This is a genomic window from Sporosarcina sp. P16b (assembly GCF_002743065.1).
GTDB lineage: Bacteria > Bacillota > Bacilli > Bacillales_A > Planococcaceae > Sporosarcina.
The window spans coordinates 107643-132152 of sequence record NZ_PDYO01000001.1 but is presented as its reverse complement, the minus strand read 5'-3'; the positions used below and the strand labels follow the sequence as shown (position 1 = coordinate 132152).

The following is a 24510-nucleotide window of genomic DNA, read 5'->3' as shown; positions in this document are numbered from 1 at the left end:
TTTTTTTCTTTAAAAATGCATCATCGTTCCACATTAAAAGATGACACCAGTTGATCGTAAGTGGAAGGCGGCGAGTGCAAAGATGTGCTCCTATCACTACACTTTTACTCGCAAAAGCCGTTCTACGTGACGGCACTTCCCGCAGGAAAGCATCCGCCTGGAACGTCGATCAACGTTGCCCACCCACTCACCACTCTTTCTTCTAGAAAGCAAAACGGCTCCCATTGCGGGAACCGTTTTTATTTATTTACTTACAGCGTGCCAAGCTTCAACTTCGTATGCCATTCCATCAATTCATTCATAGACTCTTCCTTAACCGCGCCTTCTTCCTTCGCTACTTCAGCAAGTGCCGCAAAGTTTGTCAAGCTATGATAAGAAAGTTTCGCTTCCGCAAACTTTTCGTCAGCCTTTTGCAACTCATATGTAAAGATCGAGACGATCCCACATACTTCCACGTCCTCTGCAATCAATGCATTCGCTGCATTTAAGCTACTTCCACCAGTCGAGATTAAATCTTCAATAATAACAGCCTTCGCATTCGCCTCGATTTTCCCCTCGATTTGACGGCTCTTGCCATGTGCTTTAGCTGTAGATCGGATATAAACCATAGGCAATTTCAGAATATCTGCAACCCACGCTGCGTGGGGGATGCCTGCCGTCGCCGTTCCTGCAATTACAGTAGTTTCAGGATAATGAACGCGGATCAATGCCGCAAGCCCTTCAGCAATTTCTTTACGCCCTACCGGATCTGCCATTGTCAAGCGGTTATCACAGTAGATAGGTGACTCGATCCCAGAGGCCCAAATGAACGGCTCTTCTGGATTAATTGCTACTGCTCCTACATTTAACAGGATTTGTGCAACTTCTTTTTCTCTCGTCATGATGTCGTTCCCTCCCACAATGTCTTTACATGTTGATATGCTTCAAGCGGATTATCGGCTCCTGTAATGGCACGGCCCACTACTATATGTGTAGAGCCTTCCTGCCTTGCTTTTGCTGGGGTGGCCACGCGCTTCTGATCGTGGACATCACCTTGTGCCAAGCGAATGCCAGGTGTCACTTTGAAGAAATCCTTGCCGCATACTTCTTCAATAATTTTCGCTTCCTGTACTGAACAAACCACGCCGTCCAACTGTGCGGATGAAGCCAATTTTGCGTAATGCTCCACAGATTCACGAAGCGGTACACGAATTAATTGTTCTTCGTTCACTTGTCGTTCATCTGTTGACGTCAGTTGAGTCACAGCAATTAATGCAGGACGCTGAACTCCCACAGCAGTTCCAGCGTCAAGTCCTTCAAGTGCCGCTTCCATCATTGTCTTCCCGCCAGCCGCATGGACGTTGACCATATCCACTTCAAGTGAAGCCAATACTTTCATTGCTGATTTTACCGTATTCGGGATATCATGCAATTTCAAATCTAAAAAGATGGAATATCCCTCTTCTTTCAATCGTGCAATCATAGCGGGGCCTTCTTTATAGTACAATTCCATTCCTACTTTGACATTGACTGAGTGATCAAAGGCTTGTAAGAAATCGAATGTCTTTTCAGCTGAATCAAAATCTAATGCAATAATTGGGGAGTGGTTCATACACGATGGCTCCTTCCAACTAATTCAGAAATATGATCGATTCCAAGTTCATCCAATTTAGCAGGTAGTTGCTCGATTATTGTTGGACAAATAAATGGGTCAACGAAGTTCGCTGTACCTACTGCTACTGCACTTGCGCCGGCAGACATAAAGTCCACAACATCTTGTACACATGTTACGCCACCCATTCCAATGATTGGAATATTAACCACTTGGCTTACTTCATAGACCATGCGAATCGCAACTGGCTTAATTGCAGGTCCAGATAAGCCGCCTGTTTTATTCGCAATCACCGGCTTACCTGTTTTTTCATCTAGACGCATGCCAACCAATGTATTAATCATCGTAATTCCATCTGCTCCGCCTGCTTCTACCGCCAATGCCATCGCTTTAATATCCGTGACATTCGGTGATAGTTTCACATACACAGGAACAGATGAAACAGCTTTTACAGCCGCTGTCAGTTCTTTTGCTATTTCAGGATCCGTTCCAAACAGGATCCCGCCACATTTGACGTTTGGACAGGAGATATTCAATTCGAGCGCATGCACGTTTGATGCTTTTGAAATTTGTTTCGCCACTTCAACGTAATCTGCAGTTTCAGATCCCGCAACGTTCGCAATAATTGGAACATCGAATTTCTCTAACCATGGTAATTCATTAGTCAACACGCCTTGAAGCCCAGGGTTTTGAAGACCGATAGCATTTAACATCCCTGAAGAAGTTTCAGCTACACGTGGTGTAGGGTTACCATAACGCATTTCTTCCGTTGTCGCTTTAATCATGATAGCTCCGAGCTGGGACAAATCGTACAGATTACCGTACTCCTTACCAAAACCGAAACAGCCAGATGCAGGCATAATGGGATTTTTCAATTCGAGTCCTGGCAATGTCACCGCTAATCTATTCATATCTGCACCACCCCTGCTGGAAATACTGGTCCATCTGAACATACTTTGACATATGCCTGATCTGTCGCATTTTCATTCGTATGACAGACGCAAGCAAAACAAGCACCAATACCGCAACCCATACGTTGTTCAAAAGATAAGAATCCTTTTTTATGCACATACGCTTTTTGTACGGCATCAAGCATCGGCATAGGTCCACAACTATAAAACGTTTCGAAGTCATGAGATAATTCACTCATGACGTTCGTAACAAATCCTTGTGTACCGTTACTGCCATCCACTGTTGCTATATATGTTTCGCCTAAAGCAGCAAATTCTTCTTCATAGAAAACTACTTGATCCGATTCGAAACCAAGTATATGAATGCACTTCACGCCTTTTGCTGTTAGCTGTTTTGACAATTCATAGAGTGGAGGCACACCGATCCCGCCACCAATCAATACAGCTGTTTGACCAGCCGATGTTTCTTCAATTGGGAAGCCATTTCCTAGAGGTCCTAGTACATTTACTGTATCTCCCTCACGTTTTTCAGATAAGAGCGATGTACCTCGACCCTCTGCGCGATAAATGATGGTCATTTCATTTTTCTCGGGATTAATTTCAGCAACTGAAATTGGACGTCGCAATAATGGTTCAAATGAATCCGACACTCGGATATGGACAAACTGGCCCGGAGAAGTAATTTCTCCGACCAACTTGCCTGTTAACTTCATCTCGAAAATGTTTTTCGCGATTTCCTGTTGCGATTCGACGGTCATCAAGTCTTGGATGATCATTGAACCACCTGCGGCTGTGGCATTGCATCCGTCTGGAATGTCATGGACTCGATAACGGATAACATCGCGGCAGCTGTATCAATCGAAGTTAAACAAGGAACACCATTCTCCACTGTTTCGCGGCGAATTCTAAAGCCATCTCGTGCGGGTTGTTTTCCTTTAGTCAATGTGTTGATGACCAATTGTGCTTGTCCTTTTTGGATCACATCGATCAACGTCGGACCTTCTGTGCCAATTTTACCTACTGTTTTCACTTCAATATTTTCTGCCTCGAGTACTTTAGCAGTACCTTCTGTTGCCACTATACGATATCCAGTTTCAATGAAACGTTTTGCAATATCTACAATTTCTTCTTTATCTTTATCGGAAACTGTCATTAACACGGTACCGTATTCTTTTACTTCCATTCCAGCTGCTACTAAGCCTTTATACAATGCTTTCTCCAATGTTATATCTTTACCCATAACTTCACCTGTTGATTTCATTTCAGGCCCGAGTGTAATGTCTACACGACGAAGTTTTGCGAAAGAGAAGACCGGTACTTTGACATAGACGCCTGCTGGTGCTTCTGCAAGTCCGTCGGTATAGCCTTGTTCTAAGATGGATTTCCCCAAGATAGCTTGAGTTGCGACATTTGCCATCGGGATATTCGTGATTTTACTTAAGAATGGAACTGTACGGCTAGAACGCGGGTTCACTTCGATTACATACACCTGTCCTTCCGAAATAACGAACTGGATATTCATTAAACCACGAATTTTAAGCCCAAGAGCCAAACGTTTCGTATAGTCAGCAATCGTTTCGATCATGGACTGTGAAAGGTTTTGCGGAGGATAGACTGCAATTGAGTCACCTGAGTGAACGCCTGCACGTTCGATATGCTCCATGATGCCAGGAATCAAAACTGTTTCACCGTCGCAAATTGCATCGACTTCAATTTCCGTTCCTGTTAAGTAACGGTCGATCAATACCGGATGTTCAGGACTAGCTTTTACCGCGTTCTCCATGTATTGAAGTAATTCCTCTTCATAGTAGACGATTTCCATTGCACGGCCACCTAGTACATATGACGGGCGGACTAAGACTGGATAGCCAATTTCTTTTGCAATAACGACTGCTTCTGGAACTGATAAAGCGGTCTTTCCAAGTGGTTGTGGCACACCAATTTCATGCAAAGCACTCTCAAATTTATCACGATTTTCCGCACGGTCAATATCTTCAAGTGATGTACCAAGAATTTTTACTCCGCGTGCTTCCAATTCATCAGCCAAGTTGATCGCTGTCTGGCCACCGAACTGTACGATGACGCCTTCTGGTTGCTCAAGATCCACGATATGCATGACGTCTTCAATTGTTAACGGTTCGAAGTATAACTTATCGGAGATAGAGAAGTCGGTCGAAACAGTTTCAGGATTGTTATTGACGATGATCGCTTCATAACCTGTTTGTTGTATAGCCCATACACAATGCACTGTCGCATAGTCGAACTCTACACCTTGCCCAATTCGGATTGGACCTGAACCTAAAACAATCACGCTCTTCTTATCCGTTCTTACAGATTCATTTTCGTCTTCGTACGTACCATAAAAGTACGGGGTATCCGATTCATATTCCCCAGCGCAAGTATCCACTTTCTTATAGACAGGAACTAGCCCTTGTTCTTGTCTCCAGTCGTATACTTCACGTTCTGTTGTCTTCCATAGCTTAGCAATCGTATTGTCCGGGAATCCAAGACGTTTTGCTTTATAACCAATGGCTTTATCGTATGGATTATCTTTCAATATCTCTTCGTAACGTACAATGTTTTCGAATTTACGCAAGAAGAATAAATCAATTGCACTCCATTCGTGTAATGTTTCAATTGTTACATCGCGACGTAATGCTTCTCCAATGAAGAATAGACGCTCGTCGCCTGCTTTGCGAATTCGTTGTTCGATCCATTCATCAGACATCTCACCACCGCCTGGAAGTGACAAATCGAATTGACCTGTTTCTAATGAACGAACAGCTTTCATGATGGACTCTTCAAATGTACGGCCCATCGCCATTACTTCACCTGTCGCTTTCATCTGTGTACCCAAGTTACGCTTCGCTGATTCAAACTTATCGAAAGGCCAACGTGGAATTTTAGTGACTACATAGTCCAGTGTCGGCTCAAAGCAAGCATACGTATTACCTGTTACCGGATTCATCATTTCATCCAACGTCAATCCGACAGCAATTTTCGCCGCTAGTTTTGCAATTGGATAACCCGTTGCTTTCGAAGCTAATGCAGATGAACGACTAACACGTGGGTTCACTTCAATAATGTAATAATCAAAGCTATGTGGATCAAGTGCCAGCTGTACGTTACAGCCACCTTCGATTTTTAACTCGCGAATGATGTTCAACGATACGTTACGGAGCATCTGGTTTTCACGGTCTGTCAATGTTTGGCATGGCGCCGTTACAATAGAATCTCCTGTATGAATACCGACAGCATCGACGTTCTCCATATTACAAACGACAATTGCATTATCTGCTGAGTCACGCATTACCTCATATTCGATTTCCTTGAAGCCTGCAATGGATTTTTCTAGAAGACACTGTGTAACTGGGCTATATTTCAAACCACTTGCTACGATTTCTTCTAAATCTTCATCATTATGACAAATTCCCCCGCCTGTTCCACCTAACGTGAATGCAGGACGAACGATCACTGGATAACCAATCTCCTTGACGAATGCATAAGCTTCATCAATATTATGGATAATCTCACTGTCTGGAACAGGTTCACCCATTTCATTCATTAATGTACGGAACAAATCACGGTCTTCCGCTTTATGAATCGCATCCAGCTTAGTACCCAAAATCTCAATTCCTAATTCGTCTAGGATCCCTGATTCATGTAATTCAATAGCCATGTTTAAACCAGTTTGTCCGCCTAACGTCGCAAGTAGTGCATCCGGGCGTTCTTTACGGATGATGCGGCTAACGAATTCAAGTGTGATGGGCTCGATATATACTTTATCTGCCATTTCTGTGTCAGTCATAATGGTTGCAGGGTTAGAGTTGATAAGAATAACTCGGTATCCTTCTTCTTTAAGAGATAAACAGGCTTGTGTACCTGCATAGTCAAATTCTGCTGCTTGTCCAATTACAATCGGACCTGAACCAATCACGAGGATAGATTTTATGTCAGTACGTTTAGGCATTAGTATTCTCCTTTCGGTTGCTTGCAGTCATCAATTGAATAAAACGTTCGAATATATAGCTAGAATCTTGTGGCCCTGGTGAAGCTTCCGGGTGGAACTGAACAGTAAATGCTTCTAGCTTCTCACTTCGAAGCCCTTCAATACACTTATCATTCAATGCAATATGTGTCACTTCGAGACCCGTTCCTGCTAAAGAGTCTTCAAGTACTTCATATCCATGACTTTGTGATGTGAGATCGGTACGATTCGTAATCAAGTCTTTTACTGGATAGTTGCCGCCAATATGACTGTTCTTCATCTTCGCCGTTTTAGCACCGCATGCTAGTGCGAATAATTGATGACCAAGTCCGATACCGAAGATAGGCTTCTTGCCTAGTAATTCTTTGATAGTTTCGACTGCCCCTTCTACATCCTCAGGGTTTCCTGGTCCATTTGATAATAAAATACCATCTGGGAACAATGCTAATATTTCTTTTGCCGATATATCATAAGGTACAACGATGACATCGCAATCTTTTTTATTTAATTCGCGTAAAATGCCATGTTTAATGCCATAGTCAATAACGACGACACGCTTACCTAAGCCTGGGGATGGATATGGACGTTTTGTAGATACTTTCGCAACCAAATCTTTTGGCAGTTCGTATTGTTGAAGTTCTGCAACAGTTGAATCGGTATCGATCTCTTCTCCTGCAGCTGTTAATTTACCGCGTAGCGCACCTTTTTCACGTAATAGACGCGTTAGTTTACGAGTATCAATCTCCTGGATACCTGGGATTCCTTTTAATATTAACAAGTCTCCTAGTGACATGCCGCTCCGGAAATTTGAAGGCTCTTCTGTTAGCTCTCTAACGACTAATCCGTTGATTGCTAAGTCGATAGATTCATAATCGTCTCGGTTAATTCCGTAGTTACCGATCAATGGATACGTCATTACGATAATTTGTCCACAACCTGAAGGACTTGAAATTGTCTCCTGATAGCCTGTCATACCTGTTGCAAATACAGTTTCCCCTATCGAAGCATTTTCTGCTCCGAATGCTTTTCCTTCAAAAATGGAACCGTCTTCCAATACTAAGTATCTTTTTGTCATCATTGACCATCCTTCCATACGATGTTCCCACCGAAAATTGTCATTACAGGCCATCCAGCGCATTCTACTCCGTCAAATGGTGTGTTCTTACCTTTTGAAACGAATGTCGTACGGTCGATTTTTTGTTGCTTTTCTAGATCCAGTAATACGAGATCTGCTTCAGCTCCTACTTGAAGCTTACCGTATGGCAAGTTGAACACTTCCGCAGGTTTTACTGTCATCCAGTCAAGAAGTTGTTTGAGTGTCCAATATCCTGGCTTTACGAAGTTTGTATATAGTAAGGGATATGCTGTTTCTAATCCTGTGATGCCGAATGGTGCTTTTGCAATACCTACTGCTTTTTCATCTGCTGTATGCGGTGCGTGATCGGTTGCGATACAGTCCAATGTCCCATCCATCAAGCCTTCATGTAATGCATCGCGGTCTTCGATGGCGCGTAGTGGCGGATTCATCTTCCAGTCCGCATCGTCTCCGGGTACATCATCTTCTGTTAATAACAAATGGTGGGGGCTGACTTCTGCTGTCACATGAATACCAGCTTTTTTTGCGTCACGGATTACGCGAACTGATTCTTTCGTGCTAACATGACAAACGTGGTAATGTGCGCCTGCCGCTTCTGCTAGTAAAATATCTCGTGCAATATGTACGGATTCTGCAATAGAAGGAATTCCTGGTAGGCCAAGTTCTTTATTACGTTTCCCTTCATGCATTGCCCCACCATAGATTAGTGTGTTGTCTTCGCAGTGTGCCACAATAGCCATATCGATCTTCGCTGCTTCTTGCATTGCTTCATACATCATGCCAGCTTCTTGTACACCTACGCCATCGTCCGTGAACGCAAATGCGCCGTGTTCTTTTAATTCAGACAGATTGGTACGTTCTTTTCCCGCTTCTCTGATGGTGATGGACGCATAAGGGAGCACACGAATCTTAGCATGATCTTTAATTAATGTGTTGATTTTTTCAAGATTTTCTTTTGTGTCTGGTACTGGACGTGTATTCGGCATTGGACAAATGGTTGTATATCCGCCTTTTGCTGCTGAATGGGTACCTGTTTCAATTGTTTCTTTATGTTCTCCACCCGGCTCGCGCAAATGAACGTGTACATCGATGAACCCTGGTGATACAAGTAACCCTTTTCCTTCAATTACTTCACATCCGGCTGTACCTAGTTGATTACCAATTTCCAAAATCTTTCCGTCTGCAATTTTAATGTCCGTTTCGACGATCTGGCCTTCCTCGTTTACCATTTGCACTTGTTGAATTAACGTGTTCATATTACTTCCGCCCCTTCAAAATAAGTTCTAGAACAGCTGCCCGAATATAGACGCCGTTTTCTACCTGTTTAAAAATTCGTGATTGCGGACCCTCTATTAAACTATCCGCTATTTCTACATCACGATTCACTGGAGCAGGATGCATGATGATTGCACCTTTTTTCATTCTTGCAGCCCGTTCTATAGTGAGACCATATTGCTCATGATAAGCAGCTTTCGTATAAGCCATCTCTGTATTGTGACGCTCATGTTGTACGCGAAGCAGCATAACGACATCACTCGTTTCAATCACTTCATCCCAGTTGTCAACACTGTCGAATTCTCCTGCCCATTCCGGTGGGCAGAGGAACGTGACTTCAGCTCCGAGCTTCCGCAAAGCTTCCGCATTTGAGCGAGCTACACGACTGTGGGCGATATCCCCCGCAATCAATACTTTCAGTCCTGCAAAATGTCCGAATTCTTCTTGAATCGTGAAGATGTCGAGCAAAGATTGTGTCGGATGCTGACCTGATCCGTCTCCTGCATTAATGATGGCAACATTCGTACGTTTTATCAGTTCCTCATAGAAACCATCGGCTGGATGACGAATGACTAGAGCATCCAACCCAATTGCTTCCAACGTCCTAATCGTATCATACAAAGATTCTCCTTTTAAAGTACTCGAGAAACTCGTCTCAAAAGGAATGATTTGCGCGCCTACTTTACGTTCTGCCATTTCAAAACTCGTTTTTGTTCTCGTACTAGGTTCAAAAAACAAGTTGCAGACGGTATATGTTCCAGGCAATTCCCTGAAGCCCAGCCGCTTAAAAATCGCTGCCCTATCGAGTATGAGCATGATCTCTTCAACTGTCAGGTCTTTCATTGAAACTAAATGTTCCATCAGATGTTCCTCCTTCACGAAATGCAAGTAATTCATGCACGAACTGCTTTTTTTCTATTCTTCCCGATCCATCAAAGTATCATCTGTTTTACCTGGCAACACGAGATTTAACAGAACGCCGACAATTGCTGACAGTGCCATACCGCCGATTTGGAATGTTTCACTTATATTGACAGTCGCTCCACCGATTCCGATGACTAGGATGATGGACGCGATAACTAGATTTCGTTGATTATCAAAATCGATCTTGTGGTCGATAAGCATCCGTATTCCTGATGAAGCGATGATACCGAACAACAGAATGGATATCCCCCCAAGTACTGCTGTAGGAATTGTAGCGATCAACGCCATAATTTTGCCTATGAAGGAGAAGAGTATCGCAAATACCGCAGCCCCCATGATCACATACACACTATAAACCCGCGTGATAGCAAGTACACCGATATTTTCTCCATATGTAGTTTTAGGTGGTCCTCCGACTAGTCCACTCATAAGCGTGCCCAGTCCATCACCAAGCAATGATCTGTGTAATCCAGGACTTTCAATATAATTGCGATCTACTACTTTACCTAGTACCAACTGGTGTCCTATATGCTCAGAGATCGTGACAATCGCTATTGGCACCATAATGATCAGAAGTGTCGGTGTTACGACAAATTCATAATCCACACCAGGAATCAGCATCTCCGGTACCGCAAACCACTTGGCTTCTACAACTTTGCTGAAATCTAGAATACCGATGAACGCAGAGTAGATGTACCCCACTACGATTCCTATAAGAACTGGCATCAAGCTGATAATTCCTTTAAAGAACATTAAGCAAAATACTGCAGAAGCAAGTGTTACTAGAGCCGCGGAAAAGTGTAAGCCGCTATAAACATCCGCTCCGTCAACATTGATCGTGCTGGCCATATTTACGGCTGTCGGTGCGAGCGCCAATCCAATCACCATTATGACCGGTCCCACAACGATGGGTGGCAATAATTTCATAATCCAGTTATAGCCTGTTTTATAAATCAGTAACGATATAATCGCATAGACCAATGCTACGAACATACTACCTATCATTGCACTGCCGATACCGCCAGATTGCGTCGCCATCTGAATGGGTACAATAAAAGCGAATGAAGAGCCTAGATAGGCCGGAACTTGAAACTTCGTCACAATAATAAATACGATGGTTGCGATCCCACTCGTTAATAGCGCAATAGCAGGGCTTAAGCCTACTAATTGTGGTACCAAGATTGTCGCGCCAAACATAGCGAACATATGTTGCAAACTCAGTACCAGCCAACGAATAGGTTGCGGTTTTTCATGTACATCCAATACTTTTACACTCATCTATCATTTCTCCCAGCTTTTTATAATGTGCGTGTGTGAATCTTGACTCCATCCGTTCCATCTTTTTCGATCATACTGACTACTACCCGTTCTTCATTTGAGGTCGGGATATTCTTACCAACAAAATCTGGACGAATCGGTAGTTCTCGATGACCTCGATCTACTAAGACAGCCAGCTGTATGGAAGAAGGTCTTCCCAAGTCCATAATGGCATCTAGTGCAGCACGAACCGTTCTGCCTGTATAAAGAACATCGTCGACCAAGATGACTTTTTGATCCGCTACATTATGTTCGATATCGACTTGTTGTACAAATGCTTCTCCTTGCTGGTTCTTTAATTGAAGATCATCCCGGTACAATGTGATATCCAATTCACCGGTTTTGATAGGTTTACCTTCGATTAGTTCAATCTTATCCGCTAAGCGTTTCGCTAAGATTGCCCCTCTTGTTTTAATGCCAACTAGGATGCAGTGATCAATACCTCGGTTTTTTTCGATAATTTCATGGGCAATACGTGTGACCGCCCGCGTGATGGCTTGTTCGTCTAGTATTTCTGCTTTTTCCGTCATATCAATAAGTCCCCTTTCTCTCTTACCTTTTCCATAAAAAAACCCTCCAGTCAGAGTAGACTGGAGGGCGGACGTGCAGAAAAAAGCATACATCGATACTTACCGCAGTAAGTTATCATGTAATTCCGTGCAACCTTCCCAGCCTCACAGGACTGACGTTAAAGGTATCGCTATTCAATTGCTTATTAGAGTATACATCCCTTACTAAACGTTTGTCAACGCCTATTAAGAACGTAATTCGTTTAGTAACTGTTGGAAATTTTCAGGCAATGGTGCAGTGAACTCCATGTGTTCATTTGTCGCAGGGTGATTAAAACCAACAGTTCCCGCATGTAGTACTTGTCCGCCAAAATCGATTGTTTTTCTTTGACCGTATTTCGGATCTCCTACAAGAGGATACCCAATATATCTCATATGCACACGAATTTGGTGAGTTCTACCTGTTTCAAGACGACATTCAACCAATGTATACGCGCCAAAACGTTCTAGAACCTTAAAGTGTGTAACAGCATTTTTCCCGTCATCCACGACCGCCATTCGTTGACGATCACGCTTGTCACGTCCGATTGGTGCATCTATTGTGCCGTTATCATGCGGAATATGTCCGTGAACTAAAGCAGTATATACACGATTAACCGATTTCGCGACGAGCTGATTAACTAATGAAACATGCGCTTTATCATTTTTTGCTACCATCAATAACCCTGAAGTATCTTTATCAATACGGTGTACGATACCCGGTCGCATGATACCATTGATGCCTGACAAATCTGTCACTTGGTACATCAATCCATTAACTAGAGTACCACTTACATGCCCCGCCGACGGATGAACCACCATTCCTACAGGTTTGTTGACAACCAATACATCTTGATCCTCGTATACAATTTCAAGTTGTAAATTTTCAGCTTCAACATCATACTCCTCGATTTCCGGCTGCTCGACAGTAACCTTATCGTCTGTTTTGACTTTATAGTTCGGCTTAACTGCACTGCCATTTACCTTAACATGTTCTTCTTTCACCCATTGCTGGATTTGTGTACGGGACCAGTCCGGTTGAAGAGTAGCCAATGCTTTATCTATTCGATTGCCTGTAAGTTCTTCAGTTATTTCATATTCAATTCTTTCCATTAGGACACCTTTTTCTTTTTCTTTTTTTCGTCAAGTATTACGTGTAACAAAATAAGTATGACAGCAATTGTCAATGCGGCATCCGCCACATTAAATATCGGGAAATCATAATTTATAACAGGAATCAAGACGCTGATGAAATCCACTACTTCTCCCCTTACTAGTCGATCGATAAAGTTCCCAATCGCACCGCCTAGCAATAGCATCAGACTCATACCTAGTAGTCGGTCCTTTTTACCTTCTGTATGGAAGAAGTAAACAATAGCTACTACTACTACAATGGTCACTATAAAAAATAACCACATCTTCCCTTCAAGCATCCCCCATGCAGCACCACGGTTACGGTGAGATAGCAATGCAATATAAGGATCTAGAACAGAAATATGTTCACCTAACTCCATATTTTTTACGACTAGCCATTTCGTCAATTGATCCAAGCCAATGACCAGTGCTGCGATTGCATAATAAACGATCACTTCATTACCCTCCGTCCAGCTAATTTCTTCTTTAGTTTACCACAAAAACACGTCTTTCATTATGTTTGTTAGTTCAACGATTCAAAAAAGCCATCATCATCCACGAATGAATGATGATGGCTGCGACATCAAAATTACTTACGCATAATTTTCTTTCACAACAGTCGCGCATCGTGTACATAGTGTTGAATGTTCTGCATCTTCTCCAACCGTTTCAGAGATTGTCCAGCAACGCTCACATTTTTCACCTTCAGCAGGTTCTACCAAGACCGTTGCATGCTCTAGTTTCAATCCGTTCGGTAAATCTGCATCTGTACTTTCTTCAAAGTCCGAGACGATGAAGAATTGTGCAAAATCGATATCGTCTGCTTGCAATATGCCGCGTTGAATTTCAGGCAACACAACAGTCACTTTTGCCTCCAATGATTTCCCAATTACTTTCGCGTTTCGCGCTTCCTCAAGAGCTTTCAAGACATCATCACGGATCTCCATCAAGTTATCGAAGCGCTCACGAAGCGTGTCCGCTACTTCACCTTTATGATCAGCTTCAGGCATATCCGTCAATTGGACACTATCTTCTTCAACGTACTGAATGTTTTTCCACATTTCATCTGCAGTGTGTGGCAAGATTGGTGTGATGAGCTTGACAAGTGTAATCAATGTATCATACATCACTGACTGCATTGCACGACGATCTGGATGATCCGCAGCTTCGATATAGACTACATCTTTCGCAATATCCAAGTAAAGTGAACTTAGTACACCTGTACAGAAATTATTGATTGCGTGGTAGACCGTAGGGAAAGCATACTGATCGTACGCTGTAAGAACTTCCTCGATCAAATCCTGCAACTTCACGTAGACATACTGATCAATTGCACGCATATCATCAAATGCTACACGATTTGTAGCCGGATTAAAGTCGGCTACGTTACCATGCAAGAAGCGAATCGTATTACGGATCTTACGGTAGACTTCTGAAACTTGCTTAAAGTTCGAATCAGACACCCGAACATCTGCTGTATAGTCTACTGACGATACCCATAGACGCACGATATCTGCACCAAGTTGATTGATGACTTTCGAAGGGACGATAACATTCCCTAGAGATTTACTCATCTTCCGACCATTTTTGTCCAATGTGAAACCATGGCTCAAGATACCTTTATACGGTGCAATACCGTTGATGGCTACGCTCGTTGTCAATGAAGAGTTGAACCAACCGCGATATTGATCGGAACCTTCAAGATATAAATCTGCTGGGTAACGAAGATCATCACGTTCATCTAGTACACCTTGATGTGTGGTACCCGAGTCGAACCAAACATCCATAATATCCGTTTCTTTCGTGAATTCGCCATTCGGGCTTCCTTCATGTGTATAGCCTTCTGGCAATAGTTCTTTAGCAGAACGTTCGAACCAGACATTTGATCCATTCTCGCGGAATAAATCTGCTACATGACTGACCGTTTCATCTGTAAGAATGACCTCACCATTTTCCGCATAGAATACCGGAATCGGAACACCCCATACGCGCTGACGAGAAATACACCAGTCGCCACGGTCACGGACCATATTGAATAAACGTGTTTCTCCCCAAGCTGGCGTGAACGAAGTAGTTCGGATGGCTTCGAGTAAATCACTTCTGAAAGATTCAATAGAAGCGAACCATTGTGCAGTCGCACGGTAGATAACCGGCTTCTTCGTACGCCAATCATGCGGATACGAGTGAGTGAAGAATGACAATTTTTGAAGCGCTCCGACTTCTTCCAGCTTTTCAGTCACCGCTTTATTCGCATCCTCATAGAACATACCTGTGAAAAATGGAGCTTCATCTGTCATGACACCGCGGTCATCAACCGGAGATAATGCATCGATTCCATATTGCTTGCTCACGTAGAAGTCATCTTCACCATGACCTGGTGCTGTATGGACACAGCCTGTACCTGCATCTGCCGTAACATGCTCACCTAACATGATTAATGAATCACGATCATAAAACGGATGTCTTGCAACAATTCGGTCTAGTTCTACGCCTTGAATTTCTTTTTCGATCGTGTACTCTTCCCATTCAAGCTCTTTCGCCAAATACTCGACTAAGTCCTTTGCAATTACAAACTTCTCATTCTGTACGTTTACTACAACATACGTAAATTTAGGATGAACGGAAATTCCTAAGTTTGCAGGAATGGTCCAAGGTGTTGTTGTCCAGATTAGGAACTTCACATCATGCTCCAGTACACCTTTCCCATCCGAGATTGGGAAGCTGACATATATGGAGGGAGACTTTTTATCCTGATATTCAATTTCCGCTTCCGCCAAAGCAGTTTCACTTGAAGGAGACCAGTAGACAGGTTTTAGTCCTTTATAGATGTATCCTTTTTTAGCCATTTCACCAAACACTTGTATTTGACGTGATTCAAATTCAGGCTTCAGTGTGATGTATGGATTCTCCCAATCTCCACGAACCCCTAAACGCTTAAACTGCGTTCGCTGATTGTCAATTTGTTGTAGGGCATACTCTTCACACATTTTACGGAATTCAGCAGTACTCATTTTTTTGCGATCAATCTTTTTATTTACAAGTGCTTGCTCAATCGGCAAACCATGTGTATCCCAACCTGGAACATATGGTGCGTGGAATCCAGACATCGATTTATAACGAATGATAAAGTCTTTTAACACCTTGTTCAGTGCGTGACCCATGTGTAAGTCACCGTTCGCATAAGGCGGTCCATCATGCAATATGAAGAACGGACGATCTGCGGTACGTTCTTGAACTTGCTGATAGATATTCTTCTCATTCCACTCTTCCTGTATTTTCGGCTCATTATTTGGCAAATTTCCACGCATAGGGAAATCAGTTTTCGGCATAAGCAATGTATCTTTATATTCCATTATAATTCCTCCTTAAAATATGGGTAATTCTTTTTATTGCTATAGAAATGAATTCGGCTAGCTCAAGCGCTCAACTGCTTAAGAAATCAGAAAAACCCCATCCCAAAAAGGGACGAGGTTCATTCTCGCGGTACCACCCTACTTGCAATCGCATAAAGCAATTGCCGCTTAGACACTAGTAACGGCAGTGTGAGACCGAGAACCAAGATCTATATAAAGGTTCTAGCTCAGGAGTGATTTTCGTTTTTGATTCACCACCAGGCTTACACCATCCCCGGCTCGCTATGGGCAAAATCAGAAAGTACTTTTTCCGTCAACGCTTCTTCGTTTCAATTTACTTTTCATTATAAAAATGTGTTCGAAAGTTGTCAAGCTTCTTTCGTCTGCTTCACTAGCTCTTCATCTAAACTATCTACATTCGGAATATCCAACTCTTGCTCAGCTACACTTTCGACACTGGATGTATCCAATTCATACTTCAACAGGTCATCCCAGTCTTCAGTATTGATCATATCTAGCTGTGCTTCTACCATCATCTTGAAACGGCTTTTGAATACTTTTGACTGTTTCTTCAACACTTCAACTTCAAGTGCAATCTTTCTTGCCTGCGCAAGTGCGTCGTTAACAAGGCGGTCCGCATTCTTTTCTGCTTCAGAAATGATTAACTTTGATTCTTGAATAGCATTTTTCCGAACATCTTCTGCAGCCTCTTGTGCAATCAGAATGGATTTTTGCATCGTTTCTTCTATTAAATTAAAGTGAGTAATCTTCACTTCATTATCAGAAACCGTTTTTTCAAGTTCTTCATTTTTCTTCAGGACGTTTTCATAATCCTTCATCAATTGTTCTAAAAATGCATTCACTTCATCTTCATCATAGCCACGAAATTTCGTATTAAACGTTTTGTTATGTATATCCGTAGGGGTTAAAGCCATAATACGCTTTCTCCTTTCAGTATGCTTACATAGTTTACAGTGTGATTGTGTTTACTACTTGATTAAACACTACTTTTCTTAATTTATCAAGGATTCAATTCAGACTAGTGCACCGATCATCACTCGAATTTTATCTTTCTTTGTACGTCCTTCGATACTCGTGATTCTAAAGCGGCCATACCCTCTAATTGACAGGACATCATATTCTTCCACTTCAAACGCTTGTTGATCAATCATAGCCCAATTCACTTTAACTTTCTCCGCCTTAATAAGAGACGAAGCTTTAGCTCTTGAACTGTTTGTTACTGTTGCTACAATGGTATCCAAACGCAATGAACTAACGATATGCAGATCTTCCGTCCACTCTTCTTTTACGTTAATAAAATCTTCCGTATTTGGAACTGGCTCTACTGAAATTTTCACTTTACCTACTTGCGTGAAATGGACGTGAATGTATTCAGATACCTCCTGAGCAACCGCAAATTGCACTGTCTCTTCAGTTAGTCGAATATCACCAAATCGTGAACGCTCAATTCCAACAGACAGTAAGGAACCAAGGAGCTCGGAATGTTTCATTGTGACGAATTTTTGTGGATAATTCACTTTATATACACTGATTTGAAAATCCTCTTTAGTTGGGGTGTAATAATCTGGATAGATTAGCACACGCTGTCGTTCAGCCTCGTTAAAGCCACCTTCTGCTGTCAAAGTGAGATCTGAATTCCTCACCATGGATTCCGTTATGAACCGCTGACGTGGATCCATAAACTCTGTTAGCTTGGGTGCATACGTATCTTCCACTTCTTTCACCCAACTATTCACTTTTTCAATAAACGGTTGTTCTTCTTTACGAAAATGTTGAAATATTGAATCCATTCTATTTCTTCTCCTTATATAAAAAAATCCTCACCTTGTGAGGATTTCCGAATTCAGTTTAGGATATACTTAACTTACTAATGCTTGGAAGATCATCAAATATATCTGTCCAATCCCTCTGCTGATTAATTGTAAAGACAGCAATGCAACAATCGGTGAAAAATCAATCATACCAAATGGAGGTATGAACTTACGGAAAAAGCCTAAATAGGGTTCAGCTACTTTTCCTATAAGCTGCCCAAATTTTGTTTCTCTTGTGGAAGGAACCCATGACATTAAAATATAAATGACCAACAGAATAGAATATAATTGCAAGGCCCCAGAAATAAATAAATACGAGTTGTTTAATAATGCGATCATAATAACATGTACACCTCATTCAAATTGTTCAACTTTCATTGGTTGAAAGCTCTAAGTTTCGTAGCCTATCGTTCTTGTTGTTCAGATAGAAACTCCGTAATTTTACCAGCTACTTCTACGTTGTCAGGTGCACATAGGAATATATCTGCGCCAATTCGTTGAATGTCGCCACCAAGGGCATAAACTGTACCACTTAAGAAATCAATGATACGAAATCCTTGATCACGCTCTATCTGCTGTAAGTTCACGACGACAGAACGGCGATTCTTCAGATGTTCTGCAATGTCCTCTACTTCTGCATAAGAACGCGGCTCCAGTAGAATGACTTTTGATGATTTTTGAAGACTTTGTAGACTAATCACAGGGGCTTGTGTAGATGAAGGTTTTTGCGGAGAGGCTTGAAGACGACCATTGACAGCTCGTTTCTTACCTCCTAGCTTCTTCATCTCTTTGCGAGCCATTGCTTGTTCACCTTTTGTAAGTTTACTTTGAGGTTTCGGTTGTTGAACTAAATCTTCTTCCTGTACCCAAAACATTTTTTCCAATCGTTTTTTAAGGCTCATTCAGTTTCCTCGCTTTCTGATCCGGCCAATGCAGTGCCGATGCGTATATGAGTTGCACCTTCCTCTATTGCGATTGTAAAGTCATTGGACATACCCATGGACAGTTTTGTACACGGTGCATAGGGTAATCCTTTTGTTGCGATTCGATCTCGTAGTTCACGTAAAGAACGAAATGTGTTGCGAACTACTGATTCATCATCCGTGTTTGGTGCCATCGTCATCAGTCCAATTACATGAATGTTTTCATAAGCCGCCAATTGTTCAAAGAATAGATCTACTTCATCCGGTGTAATGCCTGATTTAGACTTTTCACCTGAAACATTGACTTGTACAAAACAATCTAGCGGCTTACTTGCCCGCTTGTTCACTTCTTTCGCAAGGCTCATACGGTCAAGCGAATGAAGGCAGTCAATCGTGTCGATTAATTCTTTTACTTTGCGCGTCTGTAAGTTACCAATAAAATGCCAATTGACTGGATCTTCAATCGTTTCTTGTTTATCAAGCAATCCTTCGAGGCGATTTTCTCCTAAGTTCTTAATCCCAATATCTAGTAGCGATTGCGCTCTAGCGGAAGATACTTGCTTCGTGACGGCTATTAACGTGATGTCATCCGAGCTGCGATTTGACGTTTCACATGCTTCGTTTATTTGATTTTGTATAGTTTCTAGTCGTTGTTCTATTTGTCCCATATTATCACTACTTTTCATCAGCTTTATTTCATTGTATCAATTTGGGCACTATATATCAACGATAAGTCATTTATTGAGCCTTTTATTCTCAATCAAGATAATATCTTTACCAATCGTCATGACGTCATTGTAATTGATTTTTTGAACACCTTTTGACTTGCTGTCTGAGAAAAAGGAGCGTTCAAGTTCTCCTATATGAAGTTGCGCAATTTCTCCTTTTTCGATGTCAATTGTAGCATCTTGAACAAAACCGAGGAAAGACCCTTTTTTCAGTTCAATCACTTCTTTTTTCTGTAAGCTGGAAAAACGCATAGTTTCCCCTCCTTCTTTCATACTATGCATAGGGCATTTTAATGAGAACGTGAAAAATCACTTCACCAATTAGTAAATATACAGAGAAATAAGACTAGTGGGTTGGGATTTCCGTTGCAGAGGTGGACGCTTTCCGGGGGCACAATCTTGAGCCGCTTCCACCGCTACGTGCAAAGATGTGCTCCTAACGTTTCGCTTTTACTCGCAAAAGCCGTACTTCGCAACGGCTCTCGCTCAGTCCAGGGTCTCAAGATTGTGCTGATCCCCAGGAGTCGCCACCTCTTCCACTGCAATCCTACCGTGAGACTGCGATTAGTTTTAAACGTCATTGAAATTGGCTAGTGACTTAGTGGCGCCTTATTACTTATTTAAATTCAAAATCTATAAAGGCCTGAAGCTCAATGAGCGCTTACAACGCAGGTATGATCACTTAATTGCTTCTAAGAGCGTTCACCTAATGAATATGATCGCTTGTTGAGATCATTGAGCGGTCGTGAAGTTGCTATGATCACTTAGACGAATCTATGAGCGCTTGCGTATTGGGTTTGGGTTTGGGTTTGGGTTTGGGTTTGACTATATCTCCTCCCATCTATATCCAGAAAAAACAAAAGTGAATCGGAGTGGAAGGCGGCGACTCGGGGAGGATCAGCCCGACAGGTGAGACAACCAAAGGGAGCTACGCGACCTGGTTGGCTCACCGCGGGCCCTCCCGAACGCGTCCGCCTGGAACGCAGAGTAACGTTGCCTTCCCCTCACCCACTCACTTCGCCAACAAAAACAAAAACTGCCCTCCCCACTCTCAAGTGGCAAGGACAGTCGCTGTATATTAATCGCTATTACTATTTCTTCTGCTCAATTCCAAGCCGAATCTGCTCCATCGCATGCTTCTCAATTCTCGAAATTTGCGCTTGCGATATCCCAAGCTCCTTGGCAATTTCAGTTTGCGTCTGACCGAGGTAAAATCGTTTGGATACGATTAGCTGTTGACGTTCGTCCAGCTCGCTCATTTTATCTTTAATGGATACGTAGTTCATCCAGCGATCCTCTGATACTCTTTGATCATGTAGCTGATCCATCATATAAATTGGATCACCGCCATCGCTGTTCATTGGCTCATGCAATGACATGGGGTCTTGTATGGCATCTAAGGCGAAGAGTATATCTTCTTCCGGTATGCCGGTGATTTTCTCGAGATCTGAAATTCTTGGTTCGTGTTGATGTTCGTTGACATACTGTTCTTTTGCCCTGATGGCTTTATAAGCGATATCACGCAACGATCTGGATACACGAACGGCATGATGATCACGAAGATGTCGCTTGATTTCTCCAATGATCATCGGCACAGCGTAGGTGGAAAACCGGACATTATGTTTTAAATCAAAATTGTCTATGGCTTTCAACAACCCAATACAACCAACTTGGAATAAATCATCAGCCTGCTCTCCACGATAGTTAAAGCGTTGAACAAGGCTAAGTACGAGACGTAAATTCGCAAATACCAATTCATCTCTAGCAAATTCGTCACCGCTTTGCAAACGGATGAATGTCTCTTTCATCACATCTGCAGTTAATAAAGGCAGCTCGGACGTATTGATGCCACAAATTTCTACTCTTGTACGTACCATTGGCTCTTCCTCCGCATTCTATAGGTGAGTGTACAGAGTAGTGTGTCCTCAACTCTTTAGAATATGCGAATTCACGAATCGCCAATTTCTGCCGATAAGTCCAGTTATGAAATTGGCTGATTTAGTCGATCTCGAAGCTCAGAGATGATTTTCTTTTCCAATCTAGATATATAAGACTGTGAAATACCGAGAAGATCCGCCACTTCTTTTTGTGTCATTTCATTCGTTCCCATCAGTCCGAATCGTTGCTCCATAATATAACGTTCTCTTTCATCTAAAATGGAAATGGCATCGATCATATACTGCCGCTCCAGCTTTTTCTCAACATCGTCTATAATAATATCTTCATCCGTCCCCAAGATATCTGAAAGAAGTAACTCATTGCCATCGGCATCCGAATTTAACGGCTCATCAAATGAGATCTCTGAACGAATTCGATTCGTTTTACGCAAATGCATTAAAATTTCATTTTCAATACAACGGGAAGCATATGTCGCAAGCTTAATATTTTTATCCGCTTTAAATGTTTCGATTGCTTTGATCAATCCGATAGTTCCTATACTAATAAGATCTTCAATATTCGTGTTCGTATTATCGAAGCGCCTTGCGATATAGACAACGAGACGTAAATTCTTTTCAATCAATGTATCCCGTGCCGCAGCATCTCCATTCATTAATGCAGCAATCATTTTAGCTTCCTGCTCTTTATCGAGAGGCTTAGGAAGAGATTCATGTCCACCAATATAAAATATGCCGCCTTTTCGTCTGAAGAATCCCGCAATATAAGAAACCCATTTCTTTACTACTATCAACATATAGCCGTTCTCCCTTCTTCTTTTAGTACATCCATCGCACTCATTTGCAAAATAGCCGCTGCACCTTGAGGGTATTGATGCTGTTCTTTCGTCAAGACGATATATCCTACAGGCAATAACTCTCCTTCGAGCAACCAGCTATCATACTTGATTCCGACAGCCCACGAAGCACCTTGAACAGTCTGCAATCGTATTAACCGAAGACTCTTTTGATAAGTAGCAGGGAAACTGGCCAAGTCTGGAGATTTTTCAGGGTTCCAGGACACTAGTGCTGAAGCGAAGTCGACTGGCAGCTGTTCTTTGATTGCCGAAAAGCCGATAAAATGTACAGGATCTCCTGACAATGGTTCTACGCAATGATTACCCGTATCGATGAATACCTTAAGCGGAATAGATTGTCCCCATAAATTTAATTCTGAGTCAAGCGTGAAACTCATTAACTTATTCATCATGCGTGTGTCAATCCATTTATGCTTCACGATGTATAACGATAGATATGTTAGACCAATCGCTACGAATAAAAAGCTCTGATTTACGCTGACACTTATCTGAGCATAGATCAAGGTCAACATTCCCCCTGCGAAGAAAGCTGCGATCAGTACAGCGAGGATCGAACTTTTCCAACTACTAAACGTTTGTCCAAATGCAATATACGTCATTCCTAAAAAAGTGAAGATCATCGCTAGCAAAGAATACGGGAACAATGTAATAAAGAAGGCACCGAGAAATGCCGCACTCCATAACCTCCTTTTGCTCGTTTGATGATTTCCCACTTTATTAGTGAACGATAGGATGGCGTAGTTAAAGAGCATATTGATCCCTATCATCAGTTCTCCATACATATGCCGGCCTCCTTACAAACAGATTATCATGGCTTTAATGAAAAACCTGTCGGGCTTTGGTTTGTTTCCAATAAAAACTTCGACATATTTTTAAATGCGTAGAGTCATCACGGGATGTTGAAATCAAAAAAGCTTCCCGCATGAGAATTTCATCTCTTGCGGGAAGCTAGTTCTATTTATTATTTACGACGCGTACGATTACGTAAGAACGTAGGGATATCCAGTTGTTCTTCGTGCTGATGCTGATTAACCTGTGGCTGTCTTGGCTCAGCTTGTTGTTCGTAACGTGGTTGCTCTTCATACCTGCTTTGTGTTGGCGGTTGCTGTTGTACAGGTCGTTGTGGACGAACGCCCCCCGTTACACCAGCACCACGTTGTCTTGATGGAGCTAATTGTTCTTCGTTAAATCCTGTCGCGATGACTGTTACGATGATTTCATCTTTCAAATCGTCGTTGATGACAGAACCGAAGATCATGTTAACGTTTTCGTCTGAAGCAGTGGCAACAATATCGGCCGCTTCCTGTACTTCAAACAAGCTCAAGTTCGAGCCACCTGTAATATTCATTAGGACACCTTTGGCTCCATCGATTGATGTTTCAAGCAATGGACTAGAAATAGCTTTTTTCGCTGCTTCCGCTGCACGATTTTCACCGGTAGACATACCGATACCCATCAATGCAGAACCTTTGTTGTACATAATTGTTTTCACGTCAGCAAAGTCGAGGTTGATCAATCCAGGTACTGCAATCAAATCCGAGATACCTTGAACACCTTGGCGCAATACATTGTCAGCTTCTCTAAACGCTTCAAGCATAGGAGTGTTTTTATCTACAATCTCTAGCAACTTGTCATTCGGAATAACAATTAGCGTATCGATTGCTTCTTTCATGCTTGCAATACCGCCAGCTGCCGAAGTAGATCTCTTTCTCCCCTCAAAAGTGAACGGACGTGTGACAACGCCTACTGTTAATGCACCAATATCTTTGGCGATTTGAGCAATAACTGGTGCTGCACCCGTACCCGTTCCGCCTCCCATACCAGCTGTAACGAAGACCATATCTGCTCCACGTAAAGCTTCTTCGATCTGCTCTTTACTTTCTTCAGCTGCTTTTTTACCTACTTCAGGGTTAGCGCCAGCGCCTAGTCCTCTAGTCAGCTTTTCACCGATTTGTAGTTTGATTTCAGCCGATGATAATTTCAATGCTTGAGCATCCGTGTTAACCGCGATAAACTCTACGCCTTGCACTCCATGTTCAATCATACGGTTTACCGCATTGTTTCCGCCGCCGCCCACTCCAATAACTTTAATTACTGCTAATGCATCTATGTTCGTCTCAAATTCAAGCATTGATTTT

The 24510-nt window shown here is 42.3% G+C and carries 23 protein-coding genes and 1 other annotated feature; all 23 genes read right to left on the bottom strand.

Annotated features, from left to right (window positions below):
* Positions 1-251 precede the first annotated feature (251 nt).
* On the bottom strand, positions 252-881 hold the full coding sequence (gene pyrE, locus CSV77_RS00660; protein WP_099671935.1) for an orotate phosphoribosyltransferase: 630 nt from the start codon (positions 879-881) through the stop codon (positions 252-254).
* Positions 878-1591 carry an orotidine-5'-phosphate decarboxylase gene (pyrF, locus tag CSV77_RS00655; protein ID WP_099671934.1) on the bottom strand — a complete coding sequence of 238 codons (714 nt, stop codon included), beginning with the start codon at positions 1589-1591 and terminating at the stop codon, positions 878-880. The genes pyrE and pyrF overlap by 4 nt, the downstream gene beginning before the upstream one ends.
* Positions 1588-2502: a dihydroorotate dehydrogenase gene (locus CSV77_RS00650; protein WP_099635918.1), complete on the bottom strand. Its 915-nt coding sequence runs from the start codon at positions 2500-2502 to the stop codon at positions 1588-1590. The genes pyrF and CSV77_RS00650 overlap by 4 nt, the downstream gene beginning before the upstream one ends.
* The gene (locus tag CSV77_RS00645; protein WP_099671933.1) at positions 2499-3278 is read right to left on the bottom strand and encodes a dihydroorotate dehydrogenase electron transfer subunit; all 780 of its coding nucleotides are present in this window, start codon (positions 3276-3278) and stop codon (positions 2499-2501) included. The genes CSV77_RS00650 and CSV77_RS00645 overlap by 4 nt, the downstream gene beginning before the upstream one ends.
* On the bottom strand, positions 3275-6472 hold the full coding sequence (gene carB, locus CSV77_RS00640) for a carbamoyl-phosphate synthase large subunit (protein ID WP_099671932.1): 3198 nt from the start codon (positions 6470-6472) through the stop codon (positions 3275-3277). The genes CSV77_RS00645 and carB overlap by 4 nt, the downstream gene beginning before the upstream one ends.
* Positions 6465-7565 carry a carbamoyl phosphate synthase small subunit gene (locus CSV77_RS00635; RefSeq protein ID WP_099671931.1) on the bottom strand — a complete coding sequence of 367 codons (1101 nt, stop codon included), beginning with the start codon at positions 7563-7565 and terminating at the stop codon, positions 6465-6467. The genes carB and CSV77_RS00635 overlap by 8 nt, the downstream gene beginning before the upstream one ends.
* Complete coding sequence (locus tag CSV77_RS00630; protein WP_099671930.1) at positions 7565-8842, bottom strand: dihydroorotase; 1278 nt, start codon at positions 8840-8842, stop codon at positions 7565-7567. Before CSV77_RS00630 ends, CSV77_RS00635 begins: the two co-directional genes overlap by 1 nt.
* 1 nt (position 8843) lies before the next feature.
* Positions 8844-9722, bottom strand: a complete 879-nt coding sequence (locus CSV77_RS00625) for an aspartate carbamoyltransferase catalytic subunit (RefSeq protein WP_099671929.1) — start codon at positions 9720-9722, stop codon at positions 8844-8846.
* Positions 9723-9776: 54 nt separating this feature from the next.
* Positions 9777-11063, bottom strand: a complete 1287-nt coding sequence (locus tag CSV77_RS00620) for a uracil-xanthine permease family protein (RefSeq protein WP_099630863.1) — start codon at positions 11061-11063, stop codon at positions 9777-9779.
* Between the two features lie 20 nt (positions 11064-11083).
* Complete coding sequence (pyrR, locus tag CSV77_RS00615; RefSeq protein ID WP_099631026.1) at positions 11084-11632, bottom strand: bifunctional pyr operon transcriptional regulator/uracil phosphoribosyltransferase PyrR; 549 nt, start codon at positions 11630-11632, stop codon at positions 11084-11086.
* 225 nt (positions 11633-11857) lie between these two features.
* Complete coding sequence (locus tag CSV77_RS00610) at positions 11858-12763, bottom strand: RluA family pseudouridine synthase (RefSeq protein WP_099671928.1); 906 nt, start codon at positions 12761-12763, stop codon at positions 11858-11860.
* Positions 12763-13239, bottom strand: a complete 477-nt coding sequence (lspA, locus tag CSV77_RS00605) for a signal peptidase II (protein ID WP_099671927.1) — start codon at positions 13237-13239, stop codon at positions 12763-12765. Before lspA ends, CSV77_RS00610 begins: the two co-directional genes overlap by 1 nt.
* Before the next feature lie 138 nt (positions 13240-13377).
* On the bottom strand, positions 13378-16137 hold the full coding sequence (gene ileS / locus CSV77_RS00600; RefSeq protein WP_099671926.1) for an isoleucine--tRNA ligase: 2760 nt from the start codon (positions 16135-16137) through the stop codon (positions 13378-13380).
* Positions 16138-16242: 105 nt separating this feature from the next.
* Positions 16243-16463 (bottom strand) — a binding site (T-box leader).
* A gap of 42 nt (positions 16464-16505) precedes the next feature.
* The gene (locus tag CSV77_RS00595; protein ID WP_099635912.1) at positions 16506-17072 is read right to left on the bottom strand and encodes a DivIVA domain-containing protein; all 567 of its coding nucleotides are present in this window, start codon (positions 17070-17072) and stop codon (positions 16506-16508) included.
* A gap of 99 nt (positions 17073-17171) precedes the next feature.
* Complete coding sequence (locus CSV77_RS00590; RefSeq protein WP_099671925.1) at positions 17172-17948, bottom strand: YlmH family RNA-binding protein; 777 nt, start codon at positions 17946-17948, stop codon at positions 17172-17174.
* Between the two features lie 69 nt (positions 17949-18017).
* Positions 18018-18308: a YggT family protein gene (locus CSV77_RS00585; protein WP_099630857.1), complete on the bottom strand. Its 291-nt coding sequence runs from the start codon at positions 18306-18308 to the stop codon at positions 18018-18020.
* Between the two features lie 65 nt (positions 18309-18373).
* Positions 18374-18871, bottom strand: a complete 498-nt coding sequence (locus CSV77_RS00580; protein ID WP_143565313.1) for a cell division protein SepF — start codon at positions 18869-18871, stop codon at positions 18374-18376.
* Positions 18868-19560, bottom strand: coding sequence for a YggS family pyridoxal phosphate-dependent enzyme (locus CSV77_RS00575; RefSeq protein ID WP_233189523.1), 693 nt, complete (start codon positions 19558-19560; stop codon positions 18868-18870). The genes CSV77_RS00580 and CSV77_RS00575 overlap by 4 nt, the downstream gene beginning before the upstream one ends.
* Positions 19561-19626: 66 nt before the next feature.
* Positions 19627-19872, bottom strand: a complete 246-nt coding sequence (locus tag CSV77_RS00570; RefSeq protein WP_099675178.1) for a PRC-barrel domain-containing protein — start codon at positions 19870-19872, stop codon at positions 19627-19629.
* Positions 19873-20711: 839 nt separating this feature from the next.
* Positions 20712-21497 carry an RNA polymerase sporulation sigma factor SigG gene (gene sigG, locus CSV77_RS00565; RefSeq protein ID WP_085133171.1) on the bottom strand — a complete coding sequence of 262 codons (786 nt, stop codon included), beginning with the start codon at positions 21495-21497 and terminating at the stop codon, positions 20712-20714.
* Positions 21498-21601: 104 nt separating this feature from the next.
* The gene (sigE, locus tag CSV77_RS00560; RefSeq protein ID WP_099671924.1) at positions 21602-22312 is read right to left on the bottom strand and encodes an RNA polymerase sporulation sigma factor SigE; all 711 of its coding nucleotides are present in this window, start codon (positions 22310-22312) and stop codon (positions 21602-21604) included.
* Complete coding sequence (locus CSV77_RS00555) at positions 22306-23154, bottom strand: sigma-E processing peptidase SpoIIGA (protein WP_099671923.1); 849 nt, start codon at positions 23152-23154, stop codon at positions 22306-22308. Before CSV77_RS00555 ends, sigE begins: the two co-directional genes overlap by 7 nt.
* A gap of 179 nt (positions 23155-23333) precedes the next feature.
* The gene (gene ftsZ / locus CSV77_RS00550; RefSeq protein WP_099630852.1) at positions 23334-24503 is read right to left on the bottom strand and encodes a cell division protein FtsZ; all 1170 of its coding nucleotides are present in this window, start codon (positions 24501-24503) and stop codon (positions 23334-23336) included.
* Positions 24504-24510: the final 7 nt, after the last annotated feature.

Bases quoted from the DNA above. Each gene is read 5' to 3' on its own strand.
- carB (WP_099671932.1), bottom strand. From the start codon at position 6,472: ATGCCTAAACGTACTGACATAAAATCTATCCTCGTGATTGGTTCAGGT.
- CSV77_RS00575 (WP_233189523.1), bottom strand. From the start codon at position 19,560: ATGGGACAAATAGAACAACGACTAGAAACTATACAAAATCAAATAAAC.
- CSV77_RS00595 (WP_099635912.1), bottom strand. From the start codon at position 17,072: ATGGCTTTAACCCCTACGGATATACATAACAAAACGTTTAATACGAAA.
- CSV77_RS00635 (WP_099671931.1), bottom strand. From the start codon at position 7,565: ATGACAAAAAGATACTTAGTATTGGAAGACGGTTCCATTTTTGAAGGA.
- sigE (WP_099671924.1), bottom strand. From the start codon at position 22,312: ATGTTGATAGTAGTAAAGAAATGGGTTTCTTATATTGCGGGATTCTTC.
- CSV77_RS00645 (WP_099671933.1), bottom strand. From the start codon at position 3,278: ATGATCATCCAAGACTTGATGACCGTCGAATCGCAACAGGAAATCGCG.
- CSV77_RS00570 (WP_099675178.1), bottom strand. From the start codon at position 19,872: ATGCGTTTTTCCAGCTTACAGAAAAAAGAAGTGATTGAACTGAAAAAA.
- CSV77_RS00620 (WP_099630863.1), bottom strand. From the start codon at position 11,063: ATGAGTGTAAAAGTATTGGATGTACATGAAAAACCGCAACCTATTCGT.
- CSV77_RS00580 (WP_143565313.1), bottom strand. From the start codon at position 18,871: ATGAGCCTTAAAAAACGATTGGAAAAAATGTTTTGGGTACAGGAAGAA.
- CSV77_RS00610 (WP_099671928.1), bottom strand. From the start codon at position 12,763: ATGGAAAGAATTGAATATGAAATAACTGAAGAACTTACAGGCAATCGA.
- pyrR (WP_099631026.1), bottom strand. From the start codon at position 11,632: ATGACGGAAAAAGCAGAAATACTAGACGAACAAGCCATCACGCGGGCG.
- CSV77_RS00585 (WP_099630857.1), bottom strand. From the start codon at position 18,308: ATGATCGCATTATTAAACAACTCGTATTTATTTATTTCTGGGGCCTTG.
- CSV77_RS00555 (WP_099671923.1), bottom strand. From the start codon at position 23,154: ATGTATGGAGAACTGATGATAGGGATCAATATGCTCTTTAACTACGCC.
- CSV77_RS00590 (WP_099671925.1), bottom strand. From the start codon at position 17,948: ATGGATTCAATATTTCAACATTTTCGTAAAGAAGAACAACCGTTTATT.
- pyrE (WP_099671935.1), bottom strand. From the start codon at position 881: ATGACGAGAGAAAAAGAAGTTGCACAAATCCTGTTAAATGTAGGAGCA.
- ftsZ (WP_099630852.1), bottom strand. From the start codon at position 24,503: ATGCTTGAATTTGAGACGAACATAGATGCATTAGCAGTAATTAAAGTT.
- CSV77_RS00625 (WP_099671929.1), bottom strand. From the start codon at position 9,722: ATGGAACATTTAGTTTCAATGAAAGACCTGACAGTTGAAGAGATCATG.
- sigG (WP_085133171.1), bottom strand. From the start codon at position 21,497: ATGGTACGTACAAGAGTAGAAATTTGTGGCATCAATACGTCCGAGCTG.
- pyrF (WP_099671934.1), bottom strand. From the start codon at position 1,591: ATGAACCACTCCCCAATTATTGCATTAGATTTTGATTCAGCTGAAAAG.
- ileS (WP_099671926.1), bottom strand. From the start codon at position 16,137: ATGGAATATAAAGATACATTGCTTATGCCGAAAACTGATTTCCCTATG.
- CSV77_RS00630 (WP_099671930.1), bottom strand. From the start codon at position 8,842: ATGAACACGTTAATTCAACAAGTGCAAATGGTAAACGAGGAAGGCCAG.
- CSV77_RS00650 (WP_099635918.1), bottom strand. From the start codon at position 2,502: ATGAATAGATTAGCGGTGACATTGCCAGGACTCGAATTGAAAAATCCC.